Origin of the sequence: Deinococcus arcticus, from assembly GCF_003028415.1 — a bacterium.
Taxonomy (GTDB): Bacteria; Deinococcota; Deinococci; order Deinococcales; family Deinococcaceae; genus Deinococcus; species Deinococcus arcticus.
This window is the reverse complement of the sequence record NZ_PYSV01000015.1, coordinates 83558-99747: the sequence shown is the minus strand read 5'-3', so window position 1 is coordinate 99747 and position 16190 is coordinate 83558. Positions and strand designations below refer to the sequence as shown.

Annotated in this window: 15 protein-coding genes; 12 read left to right on the top strand and 3 right to left on the bottom strand. The window is 58.1% G+C overall.

Going from position 1 to position 16190, the window contains the following annotated elements:
• Nucleotides 1-297: 297 nt before the first annotated feature.
• A complete protein-coding gene (locus C8263_RS18995) occupies nt 298-786 on the top strand; it encodes a carbohydrate-binding domain-containing protein (protein ID WP_146160706.1) in 489 nt (162 codons plus the stop codon).
• Here the strand turns inward: C8263_RS18995 and C8263_RS14630 are convergent.
• Nucleotides 749-2293, bottom strand: coding sequence for an O-antigen ligase family protein (locus C8263_RS14630; protein ID WP_107138878.1), 1545 nt, complete (start codon nt 2291-2293; stop codon nt 749-751). The two genes, C8263_RS18995 and C8263_RS14630, sit on opposite strands and share 38 nt — an antisense overlap.
• A 136-nt stretch (nt 2294-2429) precedes the next feature.
• Here C8263_RS14630 and C8263_RS14625 point away from each other — a divergent pair, with 136 nt between their 5' ends.
• The 7 genes from C8263_RS14625 to C8263_RS14595 are packed head-to-tail and all read left to right on the top strand — an operon-like array spanning nt 2430 to nt 8978.
• Nucleotides 2430-3335: a glycosyltransferase family 2 protein gene (locus tag C8263_RS14625; protein ID WP_158263819.1), complete on the top strand. Its 906-nt coding sequence runs from the start codon at nt 2430-2432 to the stop codon at nt 3333-3335.
• Nucleotides 3332-4369, top strand: coding sequence for a dTDP-glucose 4,6-dehydratase (rfbB, locus tag C8263_RS14620; protein WP_107138876.1), 1038 nt, complete (start codon nt 3332-3334; stop codon nt 4367-4369). The genes C8263_RS14625 and rfbB overlap by 4 nt, the downstream gene beginning before the upstream one ends.
• On the top strand, nt 4366-5256 hold the full coding sequence (gene rfbA, locus C8263_RS14615; RefSeq protein ID WP_107138875.1) for a glucose-1-phosphate thymidylyltransferase RfbA: 891 nt from the start codon (nt 4366-4368) through the stop codon (nt 5254-5256). Before rfbB ends, rfbA begins: the two co-directional genes overlap by 4 nt.
• 39 nt (nt 5257-5295) lie before the next feature.
• On the top strand, nt 5296-6060 hold the full coding sequence (locus C8263_RS14610; protein ID WP_107138874.1) for an N-acetyltransferase: 765 nt from the start codon (nt 5296-5298) through the stop codon (nt 6058-6060).
• Nucleotides 6050-6457, top strand: a complete 408-nt coding sequence (locus tag C8263_RS14605) for a sugar 3,4-ketoisomerase (RefSeq protein WP_107138873.1) — start codon at nt 6050-6052, stop codon at nt 6455-6457. The genes C8263_RS14610 and C8263_RS14605 overlap by 11 nt, the downstream gene beginning before the upstream one ends.
• Before the next feature lie 3 nt (nt 6458-6460).
• The gene (locus tag C8263_RS14600) at nt 6461-7552 is read left to right on the top strand and encodes a DegT/DnrJ/EryC1/StrS family aminotransferase (protein ID WP_107138872.1); all 1092 of its coding nucleotides are present in this window, start codon (nt 6461-6463) and stop codon (nt 7550-7552) included.
• A 7-nt stretch (nt 7553-7559) separates the two neighbouring features.
• The gene (locus C8263_RS14595; RefSeq protein WP_158263818.1) at nt 7560-8978 is read left to right on the top strand and encodes an oligosaccharide flippase family protein; all 1419 of its coding nucleotides are present in this window, start codon (nt 7560-7562) and stop codon (nt 8976-8978) included.
• 146 nt (nt 8979-9124) lie between these two features.
• Here C8263_RS14595 and galE read toward each other — a convergent pair whose 3' ends face one another.
• Entirely contained in the window at nt 9125-10174 is a 1050-nt protein-coding gene (gene galE, locus C8263_RS14590; RefSeq protein ID WP_107138870.1) for a UDP-glucose 4-epimerase GalE, read from the bottom strand.
• Between the two features lie 121 nt (nt 10175-10295).
• On the opposite strand from galE, the gene C8263_RS14585 reads away from it, so the two are divergent.
• Entirely contained in the window at nt 10296-11420 is a 1125-nt protein-coding gene (locus C8263_RS14585; protein ID WP_107138869.1) for a glycosyltransferase, read from the top strand.
• A gap of 126 nt (nt 11421-11546) precedes the next feature.
• Here the strand turns inward: C8263_RS14585 and C8263_RS18990 are convergent, their stop codons facing one another.
• Nucleotides 11547-12485: a hypothetical protein gene (locus tag C8263_RS18990; protein WP_146160705.1), complete on the bottom strand. Its 939-nt coding sequence runs from the start codon at nt 12483-12485 to the stop codon at nt 11547-11549.
• 108 nt (nt 12486-12593) lie between these two features.
• Between C8263_RS18990 and C8263_RS14575 the strand changes: the two genes are divergently transcribed.
• Genes C8263_RS14575 through C8263_RS14565 form a run of 3 tightly spaced genes read left to right on the top strand, consistent with a single transcriptional unit; the run spans nt 12594 to nt 16172 of the window.
• The gene (locus C8263_RS14575; protein WP_158263817.1) at nt 12594-13682 is read left to right on the top strand and encodes a glycosyltransferase family 4 protein; all 1089 of its coding nucleotides are present in this window, start codon (nt 12594-12596) and stop codon (nt 13680-13682) included.
• Entirely contained in the window at nt 13679-15019 is a 1341-nt protein-coding gene (locus C8263_RS14570) for an O-antigen ligase family protein (RefSeq protein WP_107138866.1), read from the top strand. Before C8263_RS14575 ends, C8263_RS14570 begins: the two co-directional genes overlap by 4 nt.
• The gene (locus tag C8263_RS14565; RefSeq protein WP_107138865.1) at nt 15012-16172 is read left to right on the top strand and encodes a glycosyltransferase; all 1161 of its coding nucleotides are present in this window, start codon (nt 15012-15014) and stop codon (nt 16170-16172) included. Before C8263_RS14570 ends, C8263_RS14565 begins: the two co-directional genes overlap by 8 nt.
• Nucleotides 16173-16190: the final 18 nt, after the last annotated feature.

Here is a 16190-nt window from a genome sequence, read left to right as displayed (position 1 = left end):
CTGTTTGTTGCTGCTGTGGCCGGCCTGGCCTGGTGGCTAACCCATGCGCCTGCGCCCCCACCCATCACCTTCAGTGGTGGGAGCTGCGCCGCTGTGCCCCAGTGGACGCCAGTGTATCTATCTGAACCCAATGCGGCGCAGGCTTCGGAAGAGGGCTGGAATCTCTGGGGCGCCTCTGCTGTGGGGACCCGCGTGTGTGGACCGGGTCGCCTGGAGGTGAGGCTCAGGCCAGAGCCAGCGGCAGGTGTACCCCACCTGACTGTGCTGCTGGATGGGGAGCAGCTTCAGGAGGTGCCCGTGCAGACCGAGCAGACCATTCAGGTGCCGGTTCCCCGTGCTGGCGCCCTTGGCCTTGCATATCTGAATGACTACTACCGCGCCGACGTTCGCTCAGTGGAAATTCAACAGGTCAGGTCCGGTGCGCTGGGCTGTCAGCGCCTTACCCCGACCCGGCTTCCCACAAATCCGCGAAACACGTATGTGCCCCAGAGTGACCTGCTGGTGCTGCTGGACCCCGATCCTGTGCCTTACAACTTATGCCGCGCGGGGACGTTGCGCGTGCGAATGAAGGGCACGGTTGCCGGAGGTGAGGCGCCTGCGGTCAGGGTGGTGCAGGGGGGGCGTCAGCTGGCCATGTGGCGAGCTGCTGTAACACCCACGACCTACACCGTCCAGGCTCAGGGCGGCGAGGTGACGCTGAGTATGACCAATCCATACGCCAAGCAAACAGCAGATCGCAATCTCAGGATCACGGGGTTGCGCTGGCAGCCGCAGACGTCGCCCTGACAGTCCACCGGTAGACGGCCAAGGGTTTTAGAGCCAGAGGGCCACCTGCATAAAGGCGGAGTTCAAGTCGCTGCTGGGGGACGTTCGCCAGCGTCAGGTCTGGGATTGCCAGCGTTCCCCCCTGTGCCGTCACCGAGAAGTCAGTGATACGCACAGAGCGGCAACCTATGGTGCAGCTGTTGAGGGAGGCGCGGTATTGACCAGCCTCACCCTTCAGCTGTGCCACAAGCCGGTATGCCTGTCCAGGAGTGAAGGTTGGCGGTGCGGCAAGCAGTTGAAAGTTCAGGGGTGAGACGCTGCGCTGGGGCAGGGTAATGGCCACAATGGGCACAGACAGGACGGCGAACACAGCGGCACTGGTCAGGGAAGCGCCACGCAGATCTTTGCTCTGGAGGTGGCGCAGCTGTGTGCCTGCGAGGATCCAGAACAGTTCGCCACTGATCAGTCCAGGAACAATCCAGGTGTTATCAATGATGTTGGTCAGAATGACGCCACTCAGTGCTGCCACAACCAGGGCGTCGCGGCGTCTGACACTGAGAAACAGGACTGTACCGATAAGAGCGAAGAGGCCAAGTGTACCCACTGGCCCGGTCTCAGCCCACTGGTGCAAGACGCCATTGTGGGCGATGAGCCAGGGCTGGCCACTGGCCCGCACCCATGCGGGGCAGGCGTCTGATCTGTCGGGCACAGTCAAGAAGTAACAGTCGCCGGTGGGCGCCAGCGCTGTGCCCACACGGTAGCTGCCTATTCCTCCCAGAGGCACATCTTGAATCAGTGCCAGTGTGTTTTGCCAGATGACTTGACGGCCAGCGAGATCAAATTGTTGGAACCGCTCCAGGGTTGCAATTTGCGCCTTTTGACCCACAAGCACAAGAGCCAGCAGGAGTGCGCCAGTGATACCCGCAGCCCCAGTGAGCCACCAGCGTCGGTGACGGCCCATCATCAGGCCAAATATTACGCCAAGCACCGTGGCCAGCAGCGGCCCACGGCTGCCAGAGGCGAGCAGGATCCCCAGCGCCAGCAGGGCGCCCGGTGCCCGCCAGGTCCATCGGCCAGGCAGGTAGAGACAGAACCACACGCCATAAGCGCCGGCCAGTCCCAGGGAGGTGGTGGTCAGATAGGGGTGGATGAGGCGGCCGCTGAGCCAGTCCACACCCTGGATCTGGCTAAAGACTGTGGCGGTAAGGTACACAAGGCCGAGTCCCCAGAGAACTGGACGGATGGCCGGCGCTTCCCTCAGGTAGTGACCTATACCAATGAGGCCGAACAGCAGCAGAGTTCGGAAAGTGGCCGCGAGAAGGGCCAGAGCAGGGACAGGAGTAAAAAGAACGGGTCCGAGCTGTGTGAGCACATATATACCGAGCAGGGCCCACGCGCTTGGGGGCAAGGTTCTGAGACAGCGTAAGCCGATGAGTGCGAGAGGGGAAAGGACATAGACGACTGGTAGTATCGAGAGCCATGAGTTGGCCCAGCGTAAACACGTTAGGGTGGAGCGGTGGGCACTCATCGGCTTGAGTATAAGCAATTCCTATCTAACGGCGGCTGGCTGTGAAGAAGATCAGATAGATAATCTTGGAGTCATGGTTCAAGACACTATGATGAACGGGATTCGGAAGATTCATTTTAAAGGATGAGTGATAGTCTTGAGTGGAAGTCCTAAAGTTTCGGTAGGAGTGGTCACCTATAATCAAGAAAAGTATATAGAACAGACTGTTACAAGTATTTTAGATCAAGATTACGAGAACTTGGAAGTTATCGTCTCTGATGATGCCTCAGCAGACTCAACTCAGGATATTCTTACCAAGCTGCATGAGCTCTATCCGGGTAGACTCAAGATAATTTTTCAGCAGAAAAATATAGGTCTTGCCCAGAATTGCCAAGCTGTTCTCGATGCTTGTAGTGGAGAATATGTTTGCCTCACAGGCGGAGATGATCTGTACATTCAGGGGAAAGTCAGAAAGCAAGTCGAATTTATGCAATCTCATCCAGAATACCTTCTGTCATATCATCAGGTGGAAGCCTTTGTATCTAAAACTGGCCAGCATTGGTATTACTTTACTGAAAAAATCATAGAGGGATCGGCAGAAGAATTAATCGAGAACGGTATGGAGTTTTTGCCACTCAGCGTCATGTTCGTCAACACTAGAAAATGGCCCACTTTTAGAACTGAGGCGCCAATCGCTAGTGATTGGCTTTTTTGTATAGAATATCTTATTAAAAATTCGGGAAATTTTGGCTTTATGCCTGGAATTTATGCCTCTTATCGCCGTCATGAGTCAAATATTACTAATGTTTCTGATAATTCTGATAATTGGACGGCAATCTCGATTATGAGGAATGAGTATCCTCAATACCAGCGTGCCGTTGAAAGATTTCGTTCTCGATTGACTCTTACGGAATTTCGAGCTGGCCGCCTTACGCTGGTCCCCCTGCTTCTTCGGTTTTTGACCAGTCCTTTCTCATTCGTCTGGGCATTTTTCTGGCTATTTGAGACCCGTCTTCGCCGCAGGAAAGCGCCATCTACCCAACCCAAGGGGATTACAATATGAACACTAAGCCTCAGAAAATCCTCGTCACGGGGGGCTGCGGATTTATCGGAAGCAACTTTGTGCGCTACTGGTTGGAGCACCACAGCAACGACCATGTGGTGGTTTATGACAAGCTGACATATGCCGGGCGCAGAGAGAATCTGCAAGACCTCTGGTCGAATCCGCGTTTGACATTTGTGCAAGGCGACATCGCCGATCAGGCCACTGTGCGGGAAGCCTGTGTAGGCCATCAGATCAACCTCATCGTGAACTTCGCAGCCGAGACGCACGTGGACCAGAGCATCTTGGGGCCACTGGTCTTTACAGACACCAATGTACGGGGCACGCATGTATTACTGGAAGTGGCTAGGGAACTGGGGCTGAGGCTGCACCACATCAGCACCGATGAGGTATACGGCCATATTGCTGCAGGACACCAGAGCGCCGAAACCGATCCGCTGGCGCCCCGAAGTCCCTACGCAGCCAGCAAGGCTGCGGCAGACCAGCTGGTGCAGGCTTACTTCATTACTTACGGTCTGCCTGTGACTATCACGCGCGGCGCGAACAATGTCGGGCCCTACCAGCATCCAGAAAAAGCAGTGCCGCTCTTTGCCACCAATGCTCTGCGGGGAGAGGCTCTTCCTGTGTATGGCGACGGACTGCAGCAGCGCGACTACGCCCATGTCCTGGACCATTGCACCGGCATTGAAACCGTGCTGTTGCGTGGTCAGCCAGGAGAGGTCTACAACGTGGGCACTGGGGAGGAGATGACCAACCTGGAGATGGTGAACATCGTTCTGCGCGAACTGGGGGGGGACCCTGGGCTGGTACGTCATGTTCAGGACCGTCCCGGGCATGACCGGCGATATTCCATGAATGTCAATCGCCTGCGCGCGCTGGGCTGGACGCCGCAGTATCACCCACGTGACGCCGTGGCCCATGCCGCACGTTGGTATGCGCAGAACCGCTGGTGGTGGGAGCCTATCCGGGAAGGAACATTCCGCGAGTACTACGAACGCCAGTACGGACAGCGCCTGGCGGAGCGCTCGTCTTGACCCCTACATCTCAGCGCCGGGGCATTTTGCTGGCTGGGGGAAGTGGCACCCGGCTGTATCCAGCCACTTTGGCAGTTTCCAAGCAGCTGCTACCCATTTACGACAAACCCATGATCTATTACCCGCTCACGACACTGATGCTGGGCGGCATCCGCGAGATCCTGATTATCTCAACGCCGGAAGACACCCCACGCTTTCAACGGCTGCTGGGCAATGGGGAACAGTGGGGGCTGCGGCTGGAGTACGCGGTGCAGCCCAAACCTGAGGGATTGGCCCAGGCTTTTCTGATCGGTGCGGACTTCCTTGAAGGTCACCACAGCGCCCTGATCCTGGGTGACAATATTTTCTACGGGCACGGTCTGGTAGATCTGCTGACAGCGGCTGATCAGCAGCGGCAGGGTGCCACTGTGTTTGCGTATCAGGTCAGCGATCCAGAACGGTACGGCGTGGTGGAATTTGATGCTCAGGGCCGTGCGGTATCGGTGGAGGAAAAACCAGCGCGGCCCAAATCGGACTTCGCCATTACGGGTTTGTATTACTACGATGCGCAGGTGGTTGACATTGTGCAAACCCTCAAACCCTCGGCACGAGGTGAACTGGAAGTTACTGAGGTGAACGCTGCCTACCTGCAGGCGGGGGAGTTGAACGTGCAGCATATGCGGCGCGGCTTTGCCTGGCTGGATACAGGGACCCACGAAAGCATGCTGGAGGCCAGTCTGTTTATTCAGACCATCGAACACCGTCAGGGACTCAAGATTGCCAGCCCTGAAGAGGTGGCCTGGCGCAACGGCTGGATCTCGACGGAGCAATTGACCGAACAAGCCCGCGCTCTGGCCAAGAATCAGTATGGAGAATACTTGCTGTCACTTGTGGCTCAGCGCATCTGAGCCGCGAGGTGCCCAGCCCAGGCACTCTGGAGGTCCACTATGAAGGCACATAATGTTCAGATCTCGCCCAAGGCCCATGTCGAGGCCACTGAGATCGGGGAAGGCACTCGGATTGGGCCCTTTGCTGTGGTCGAAGCTGGCGCCCAACTGGGCCGCAATGTGGTGATTCATCCCTACGCTTTCGTGGGCGCTGGGGTGGTACTGGAAGATGATGTGGAGGTGTGGCACGGTGCGGTGATTGGAAAGCCGCCCAAGGGTGCTGGGGCCACGGCCAGAGCAGTCGTGTATGAGCAGCGTATCTCCGTGGGTTCAGGAACCTCAGTGGGCCCACACGCTGTGATCTTCTATGACGTGATGATAGGCCGCAACACCTTAATAGGTGATGGCGCCTCTATCCGGGAACAATGTCGTGTTGGAGACCAGTGCATCGTCAGCCGCTACGTTACGGTAAACTACAACACCACCATTGGCCACCGGGTCAAGATTATGGATCTGACGCATATTACGGGTAATGCTGTTATTGAAAACGACGTGTTCATCAGTACCATGGTGGGCACCATGAATGACAACAAGATGTCACTCAGAAGTTATCGTCCAGGTGAGATCATCGGACCACACGTTCAGGAGGGCGCGTCGATTGGGGGTGGAGCCATGCTGCTCCCCAACGTCAAGATTGGTCGACAGGCTACAGTGGCAGCAGGCGCTGTGGTGACCAAGGTCGTGCCTGACGGCGCACTGGTATTTGGCATGCCTGCCAAGGTCAGAGAACGCCGTCCCGCCGAGGAGCCGCAGCGTGAGTCTTGATGATGTGCGGCTGGTGCCACTACCAGTGCGCAGCGACGAACGCGGGAGTCTGAGCTTTCTGGAAGCCGGAGAGCATGTTCCTTTTGAAATCAAGAGGATCTTCTATCTATACGGTATTGCACCTGGGCAGAATCGTGGCGCGCATGCTCACAGGGAGTTACAGCAGTTTCTGATCCCCCTGGCCGGGTCGTTCGAAGTCAGATTGGATGACGGCAGAAAAAAGGCAACCTTTACACTGGACCGCCCAGATCAGGGGCTTTATATGCCTGCTGGAATCTGGGGGGATCTGTACAATTTCTCAAAGGATGCAGTTTGCCTTGCCCTGGCCTCTCTACATTATTCCGAAGAGGACTACTACAGAAACTATGATGAATTTAAGGCTGTATATGGTGCTTAAAAGATGAAAGTTCCCTTTCTTGATCTTCAATCCATCAATGGTCTTCTGCAAACAGAGTTGAAAGAGGCCTCCAGTCGTGTGATTGACAGCGGCTGGTACATTATGGGCCCAGAGCTTGAAGCGTTCGAGCAGGAATATGCAGCTTACACGGGCAACCGCTACTGCGTGGGTGTCGGCAATGGTCTTGACGCCCTGTCGCTGACTCTGCGTGCTCTGGGCGTGGGTCCTGGCGATGAGGTGATTGTGCCGTCCAACACCTACATTGCCACCTGGCTGGCGGTGTCATACCTTGGCGCGACGCTGGTGCCGGTTGAACCAGATGCTACCTACAACATGGACCCCGAGCATATTGAGGCGGCGATTACGCCTCGAACCCGAGTCATTCTGCCCGTTCACCTCTATGGCCAGCCTGCCCAGATGGACCGGATCACGGCGATTGCTCAGCGGCATGGCCTGCGTGTTCTGGCTGATGGTGCTCAGTCCCACGGTGCCCGGCTGAGCGGGCGGGCAGCCAGCACTTTTGGGGACGCCACCGCGTGGAGTTTCTATCCAGGGAAGAATCTGGGCGCGCTGGGCGATGCAGGCGCAGTCACCACAGATGACCCCGAACTCGCCCAAGCGCTCAGAACCCTGCGCAACTACGGATCCAGCGTCAAATATGTCAATGAGGTGCAAGGCGTCAACAGCCGCCTGGATGAGTTGCAAGCCGCTCTGTTGCGGGTCAAATTGCAGCATCTCGATGCGTGGAACACCCAGCGTCAGGTGACGGCAGAGCGTTATAACAGCGCCCTTCAGGGTGTAGAGCGGCCGTATGTGCTGCCTGGTGCCGAGCCCGTCTGGCATCTGTATGTCGTTCAGCACGAGCGGCGCGATGAACTGCAGCGCCACCTCAGCGCCCAGGGTATTCAGACCCTGATTCACTATCCTATTCCCCCACACAGACAGGCGGCCTACGCGCAACTGGGCTGGCCTGAAGGCGCCTTCCCCATTTCGGAGGCGTTGCACCGACGTGTCCTGAGTCTACCCCTCGGCCCGCACCTGAGCCCAGAACAGGAAGAACAGGTTATTGCCGCTGTCAACGCGTTCGCCGGTTAGAGGCGGCTTGAATAATATCCTGCGGGTGCTTGCGGTCCTGCTGGCTTCATCCCTCGTCACGCTTGCAGCTGGCCTTGTTCGTCAAAAAATGCTGGCCCTGGAACTGGGGCCTGTCGGTGTAGGCCAATTGGGGCTGCTGACAAGCCTGGCCGGCGCCATAGCAACGCTGATCGGCTTGGGGCTTTCCACGAGTGGAGTTCAGCGCGTTACGGTGACCTCCTCAACCTCAGAGGCTGATGCAGCTCAGCGCAGTCTGACGTTGGGGTCGCTGGTACTGGGCCTAGTGGCCGGCATCCTGGGGGCGGTGCTGGCCCCCAGCTTTGGTCTGAACTCAGACGGTTTGGATCGCTGGGCGGTAGGGCTTGCAGCCCTGCTGACCATCGTTTCCGGGGGGCAACTGGCCCTGCTTAACGGTCTGGGCCAGTTACATAAGATTGCCTGGGTCAATAGCGGGTCGGCAATTCTGGGAACACTGCTGACAGTTGTGACGTTGGTGGTGGCGCCGCGCTGGGGGCTTCACACTGCGCTGCTGGCACCACTGTTGTTAACGGCCCTGCTGGCAGCCTTCGCTCAGCGCCAACACCGCGCTCCCCGGAGCCGCACTCTCCCAGGGGCGCTGTGGCCACAACTGCGTGCCATGGTCAGCCTGGGTGCGGTCTTCGCGGTGGGTACCGGCATAGCCACGCTGGGCCAGTACGGTGCCCGGTGGCTGATCGAAAAGCAGTTTGGTGGCGAAGCATTGGGCCAGTACCAAGCTGCCTGGGCGCTGACTATGCTCTACCTGGGCGTGCTGCTGAGTGCTATGGGTACTGAATTCTTTCCCAGAATCACCCGTGCCGCCACGGAGGTCGACAGCGCGGCGCTTACAGATATAGTTCGCCGCCAGATCACTTTAACCGTGGGCCTGGCCCTGCCTGCTATCTGTCTGCTGATCTTACTCAGCGAGTGGATTATGACGCTCTTCTACAGCGCAGAATTCAGGCCTGCCGCCGCCTTGGCGCGCCAGCAATTCATGGGCGACATTTTCAAGTTGGCCGCTTGGGCCATTGGCTTTACCCTGCTGGCCCGCCAGGCCAAGAGGCATATGTTTCTGCTGGAAGTTCTGTGGATCGCAGTGTATCTGCCCCTGCTGTGGATTCTGACGCGCACGACTGGTTTTGCCGGCGTAGGTTGGGCGTACGCGGGGGCCTATGCCGTTTACCTGATCGCCAGCATCTGGGCGTATCGTCATCAGGTGGGCGTCGCGCTGCCTGCCCGATTATGGGCAGGGGTCGCTGCAGCTGCGGCCCTGGCGGGCGTGCACCTCTGGGGAAGTTCATCGAACGTATGGGTCATCATCATGGCCACGTTGGATCTGATAGCGCTTGGAGCTGCTGGCGCATGGTTCTTGAAACTGCGGCGCACCAGACTGGGGTCTGCAGGCTAGAAAGCTGACAGGCTCACCTCAAGACAAGCTCAAGGGAAGGCGTACCCAGGGGCTTGAGGGGGGATCCTGGCTTTTGCCCTGAAGGTACTGTCAACCAAGGCCAAGAACGGCGGGCTTCGTGGCCGTGGGGGCGTTCCCTTGAGCGCTTAGGGCGAAGGAGCAGCATGGTCAGAAAGGACAGCAGGCCGGCGTTCTTCCCAGGCCAGGGCGTCAGCGATGGCCTGTGCCGTGGTGCGTTGGGGGGCCCAGGCCAACCACTGGCGTGCCCGGTCAATTCGTGCATAAGCTCCGGGCGTATCCCCTGGCCGACGAGGCGCGTCCACCACTGTGAGGGGTTGGCGGCTGACCTTCTGGAACGCCTGCACAAGTTCCCGAACGGTTACGCCCTGTCCAGTCCCCACATTGAGTACCAGGGCCGGGGCACTTTTGCCCGTCGCCCGCTGGGCATGCACGAAGACTTGGTCGAAGTGTTCAACCGCCGCCACGTGCGCCTGTGCCAGATCCCAGACATGAATGTAGTCACGCAGGCCAGTGCCATCACGGGTGGGGTAATCAGTCCCCGTCACTTCAAAGGGCACTTGCTCACGGGCGGCAGCCAGCAGGCGACCCAGCACATGAGAAGGGTCAGGCACGTAGGGCCCTGAACGCAGGAGTGGATCAGCACCTATTGGGTTGAAGTAGCGCAGAGACAGCGTGCGCATCGGCGAGGCTACGGACAGATCAGCAAGGATCTGCTCCGTCATGAGTTTGGTGCGCGCGTATGGACTGAGCGGACGCACAGGACTATCTTCCGAAACCCCAAACCCTGTTTCATAACTGGTTGCTGGGCTCTCATACACACTGGCACTGGAACTGAAGACGAGACGGGTCTGTCCCAGATGAATGAGGCTCTCTGCCAATGCGAGTGTCCCCAGCACGTTCTCCCGGTAGTACTGTGCGGGTTTCTGAACCGATTCGCTGACGATGATTCGCGCGGCAAAGTGAATGGTCAGTGCAATATCTGGATGTTCCTCAAATATTTGTTCAAGGAGTGCACTGTCTGCAACGTCGCCTTTGTAGAAGATGCGACCATGTGTAAAAGCGGCTGCGCCTGTTAGAAGCGAATCAAGAACTACAGGCGTATGCCCTGCTTCTTCCAGTGCGGCGCAGGTCGTGCTTCCTATATAACCAGCGCCGCCCGTCACCAGAATCTTCATCAAGACTAGTGTAGGCGAGATTCCTCGGTGCGGCGCCAGCCTGCGGGCACAGTTAAAGTAAGCTGTGTGGGATGATCCCGACATCTGGTTGGCCGGTTCCTTTTTGCTTCAGGAGTGAGCAATGACCCCACGCGGAGTTGCTCTGCTTGTTCCAGACATTACTGCCAGACGGGGCATGGAGCGGGCCACAACGAATTTGGCCAATGCATTGGCGGGTGCGGGGTGGCCTGTTCGCCTGATCAGCGTGTTTTCAAATGGTGCGCCAGCGGCCTATCCCCTGACGCCAGATGTGGAGTTGCTGCACTTGGGACTGCAGCGAGAAGTGAGTAACAATGTGCAGCGCTTGGTCAAACTTGCACATACATTGCGGCATCTGGCAAAGCCAACTCAAACTGCGGAGGTCATCATCGCTGCAGAAGGCATGCTGGCAGTCAACGCCGCGATTCTGAAGATGCAGCGCCCCTGGCAGCAGGTAATTGCCTGGGAACATCTCCTGAGCGAACTTGACCCTCCCCTGTACCGACGTCTGCGGCGCGCTTTCTATCCTATGCTTGACGCGGTTGTGGTCCTGAACGAGCACGAGCGCCTCGCCTTTGCCTCCTGGGGTCTGAAGCATGTGGTGCGCATTCCCAATGTCACTTCCTTTCCTGAAGTGCAGGTGGCAGATTACGATCAACCGAGGGCCATCTCTGTCGGTGCGCACACGGCTGATCGAGTCAAAGGTTTTGACCGTTTGATTCCTGAGGCTGCGCCTGTACTGCGTACCCAGCCACAGTGGAAGATTGTGATCGTCGGACGGGATGTGCCTGGCCCAGAGCTGGAACAACTGGCCACGGCGCATGGGGTTGCCGAGCAGGTCGAACGCCTGGCTGCTGTGAGCGACATCTCGGCACAGTATCGCCGGGCTTCTTTTATGGTGATGGCGTCCCGGCATGAGGCGTTACCGATGGTCATTCTCGAGGCCAAGGCCCATGGCCTGGCGACCCTGGCCTACGATGTGCCGCACGGCCCGCGAGAGATGATCACCGACGGGGTGGATGGTTTTCTTGTGCCTGACGGCGACTCGGTGACCTTCGCGCGCCGCTTCGAACAGCTGGTGACAGGCGAGGCGCTGCGCCGACAACTGGGAGAAGCCGCCGCCCAGTCTGCGGCGCAGTATTCGCCTCAGGCCATAGCAGAACAGTGGCGCCCACTTCTTCAGCGTTCACGGGCAAGGACGACCCAGCGGCGCCCAGGAAACGTGTAATGCCCACAAGCTGACGCGCTGAATTGGCCGTAGCTGGTGGGCTCTGTGGCCCTACGCTGACTGCTGTTGAGCCCTCCCAGTGGGCGCCGCTGTTTCAAGTGCCTCCAGCTTTCCCTGGCAAGAGGCCTAGGTACGCCGGAGGGCAAGGCGGAGTGCTTTGGCCACATTGCGGGGCCAGCGTCGGCGTAAATAGGACCTGTATCGCTGTTCAAACGCCAGGCGATCGAAGGGCAAAGGAACCTGAGCCAGAAAGTTCTTGTCACTGGGCAGGTGCCACAGGCTTACCTGGGCGCGCTCGTGTGCTGAGGGTTGGCGATGCTCAGGGTGCACACTCCAGTAGCGCAAAACAAGACCAAGCTGGCCAGCGTCTGCAATAGTAAGCCCTTGACGTATGAGAACACCCAGAGCAGCAGTAGTAAGGGTTTCGTCCCCCTGATGACGGAAAGCATTGATCTGACGAATGTAAGCTGGGAGATGTCCGTCCAGCACGTTGATTAACTGATGAAAGAAGCTGGGAGGGCCGGCAAGAAATTCGCCCCCAAACCAAGGCGTGAGCCTGAGGGTTGGCTCCAAACGCTGAACGTCTTTCATATAAGCTGGCCCACCCACCTGATTCGTGATGTCATATGCCAGTGGTGTGCCACGGTCTACTACTCGAGCAAGGGCATGGTCAAAGCCATTCATGGCCACCATATCTAAATCAAGAAGTGCCACATAAGGAAGGCTAAGCGTTGAGAAGTACCGGAAAACGTCAATTTTGAAATGTGCACTGTAGAAACGTATACCCTGAGGGACAGATATTTCAAAAGGAATATTTTTTATTTCAAGTTTAGTGATGAGGTTGGTTCGGGCCAGTTGCTGGAGTTCTTCGGCGCCATTGGTGAGCAAGACAAAAGTGTAGCCCTGTTGTCGCAGAGAGTCGGCGAGCAGAGCTGCATTTTTTAGATACACCAGACGCTGTTCATCGTAGTTTTTCAATGTGGCGTTGGCGACGCCCACGTGTTGCTGATCCAGATACAGCAATCCAAAGAATGAGACAGGCGGTGCAGGTAGAGATTCGCTCACATGCTCACGATATCAGGAGGCTCCCAAGCGCTTTTTTCAGCTGCACCGGTGCCAATGCGGCTGCGGCATTTGCCCGGGTCTCTGAATAGAAGTCGTATAGTTGCGGCTATGCGCTTGGTGTTCTGGCAGCAATTCTATAGCCCCCATCAGTACGCGCTGCTGAACGCCCTCTCCCATCACGCCCAAGTTCAGACTGTGGATCTCGTCCTCGACCAAGATGTGTCTCAGGAGCGGCAGAACATGCACTGGGCCGCTCTACCCTACGAGCATCTCACGGTCCACCGGCACCCTGATCTGGCGCAGATAGAGCTGCTGGTGCAGCAAGCCGGCACGGTGCATGTGTTTTCTGGGCTTCATCTTGACCCAACGTCCAGCACCGGGCTCAGACGGTGCACGCAGTTAGGGCGGCCGGTGGCCATGATGGCTGAGGCGGGCGACTGGCATGGACATGGTCTGAAACGCTATCCCCGGCTGGCCCTACATATGTGGCGACGACTGCGCTATGGCCGGCACCTGTGCCAGATTCTGGCCATCGGTGAGCTGGGTGTGCGCTGGTATCGCCGCGTAGGGTACCCATCCAAGTGCCTGACACCTTTTGCTTATTTCGTGGCTCCAGAACGTCTACCCAACGCAACCGCACCTGCAGTGCCGGAGATACTTTTTGTAGGTCGAGCTTTGGCCTATAAGGGTGGAGAGCTGTTGTTACAGGCGCTGTCTCATTTGAAAGATCAGACATGGCACGCCACTCTCATTACGCAGGGACCGGAGCGTGAAGCCTGGGAGCGCTGCAGCAGGGTTCTGGGTTTACATGATCGTGTGACCTTCACGGACTTCAAGCCACCCGAACAGGTGCTGCGGCACATGGCCGACGCCTCAATGCTTGTGTTGCCCAACATTGCCGATGAAGGTTGGGGAGCTGTAGTCAATGAGGCGCTCTTTCAGGGCACGCCAGTTCTTTGTACAACCCTTACAGGGGCAAGCGATATGGTACGCGGGGTCACTGAACGCGGTCAGGTCACTGAGCCAACAGAAGAGGCACTCGTGCTGGCACTCAGGAGGCAGCTTGAGCGGGGCCATCCCTCCATGAATGACCGAGCGCAGATCATCAAGGGTGTGAAGGAGCAGTGGTCTGGAGAGAGTGGGGCCAACCGGCTGGTTCAGGCTCTGTCCCCTTGTCTGCACAAGAGGGGAACGTGACCGCAGTCCTTTCTCTGGGCAGAGGCGGGCGCTGGGGACAGTTTCAGGTCCTGGACCTGGTCATTCCTCTGGCGCTGGCGCTGGCGCTGTTTCCTGGCGGCGTCTATGTGTCACTGGTTCTGCTTCTGGTGCTCCTTTTCTGTGGTCGGATCCCCGATGCGCTGGCCGCAAATGTCTTGCTGACGCTGGCCAATCCAACAATATTTGACACCTCTGCCATGGGCTTACTGCGGTACATCCCGCTGCTCCTGGGTATGGCGCTGCTGTGGCCCAGAAATCGGGTGGCCGATCTGGGTGTGGGGTGGAGCCTCCTGAGCTGCGCCGCGCTCCTGATCTTCAATGCGGCGCTGGTCTCACAGCTTCCCAGTATTTCCCTGTTCAAGGGCGTGCTGTTCATCCTTGTGCTGTGGGTCCTGTTTAACACAGACCGGGTGGATTGGGAGGCATTCGCGTTTCGGGTGGACCGGTTCATTCCGCTGTACCTGCTGCTCAGCCTGCCTGTGCTCGCCTTTCCATCTATTGGGTTTAGTGTGAATGGCACCGGATTTCAGGGCATCACCAATCAGCCACAGGCTTTCGGTGTCTGGATGTCGCTAGGCGCAAGCTGGTTACTCTACCGCTCTTGGAATGGGCGATGCGCACTGGCGCGGCCCTGGATGCTGCTGGTTCTTCCCGGACTGCTGGTGTGCATTCTGCTGTCCGAAGCGCGAACGGCGCTGCTGGGGTTTGGCGCCGCTGCCCTGGTCACAGCACTCATCATGATTTTTCGCAGCCCCAGGCGTTTTGGTCTGCGCCTTCTCATGGCGCTGTTGGTGCTGGCGGGGGGTAGCCTGCTGGCCCGCAATAATGCGACCCTGGAGACATTCCTTTTTAAGCGCTCTCAGGCCAGCGATATTCTGGGGGCTGCCCAGGCTTCACGTGGGTTTCTTGTCGAACGCAGCCTGGAGAATTTCCGCGCCCATCCCCTGCTGGGAATTGGCTTTGGGGTTCCGTCCAACCCTGAAACAGCAGAGATCTCCTATGCACCTGTTGTGGGCGTCCCTATTGCGGTGGCCCTGGAAAAAGGCGTCTGGATTTCTGCCGCTCTGGAGGAGCAGGGGGTGGTGGGGACCCTGGCGCTTCTTTGCGTCTTCCTGGCCCTCATGACATACGCCGTGGTCAGACGAAGTTGGATGGCGCTTCCCATGATGTTGTATTTCCTCACGTCCAATCTGGGAGAGATGACCATGTTCAGTATGGGTGGTACGGGGCAGTTGCAGTGGCTTCTTCTGATGACGTCCCTGAAGCTTTTCGAGCCTGGAATGACAAAGGCACCAGGTCAGGTGGGCCATGCCTGATCCCATGAGCCAGCGGCCTGGGCGCCGTGTGCTGATTGTGATGGACGCCTATCTCCCCGGTCGTCTGGCGGGTGGGCCTGTGACCAGCGTGGCCAATATGATTGAGGCGTTGCGCGGAGAAATCGAGTTTGTCGTGGTGACCCGCAATGCGGACCTCAATGGCGAACTCTACCCGGATGTGCCCCTCGGCACTCCCGTTGCGGTCGGTGCAGCCTCGGTCATCTATCTGGCCGGCGCCGATTTTCGTGCTCGGAACATTCTCAAGATCGCCGCCTCATTGCAGGCCGACACCCTCTATCTCAACAGTTTCTTCTCGGTCCGGACCATCCGGCTGCTGCTTCAGCTCAGCAGCCGTCGGGGTCTGTTTCGCGCGGTGGTCCTGGCCCCCCGGGGTGAATTCTCACCTGGAGCCTTGGCTCTCAAAGCGAAAAAGAAACGGGTCTATTTGCAGCTTTTTCAGCGCCTTCACCTTCAGCAGGTGGTGACGACGTTTCAGGCATCCAGTCCCCTGGAGGAACGGGATATCTACCGCGCCCTGGGACCGGTCCGGGTGAAGGTGGCAGCGGATATGCCCGACATTACAGCTGCTGGGCCTGCTTCTGCAGCCCCGGCGTCTGCACGGCTGGTGTTCATCGGGCGCATTTCACCCATGAAAAATCTTCTGTATAGCCTGCAACTCTTGACCACCCTTCAGCAGCCAATCGAGTTTGATATTTACGGACCGCTGGAGGATCAGGGCTACTGGCAGCAGTGCCAACGGGTCATGGCAACGCTTCCTCCGCAGATCAAGGTTGCCTACCGGGGCGTTCTGACACATGAGGCGGTCACGGCCACATTTGCGTGCTACACCGCTTTTTTGCTGCCAACGCAGGGGGAAAACTATGGGCATGTGGTCCTGGAGGCCCTGAGTGGGGGCTGCCCGGTCATTCTGAGTGACCGCACGCCCTGGCAGGACCTTAACGCCTATGGGGTCGGGTGGGTCTGCGATCTGGACGAGCCATCCCAGTTTCGCAAGGCGGTGGCACAGGTCCTGAATGAGTCGGCTGAAGAAGCTCAGGCGCGGCGGGAGCGCTGCGTAGCCTATGCCCAGCGCGTGGCCAGTGATCCTGAAGTGCGAGAAGATAATCTCCAGTTGTTTGCGCCCGGGGCTTAGCCTCAATTCAATGTCAGT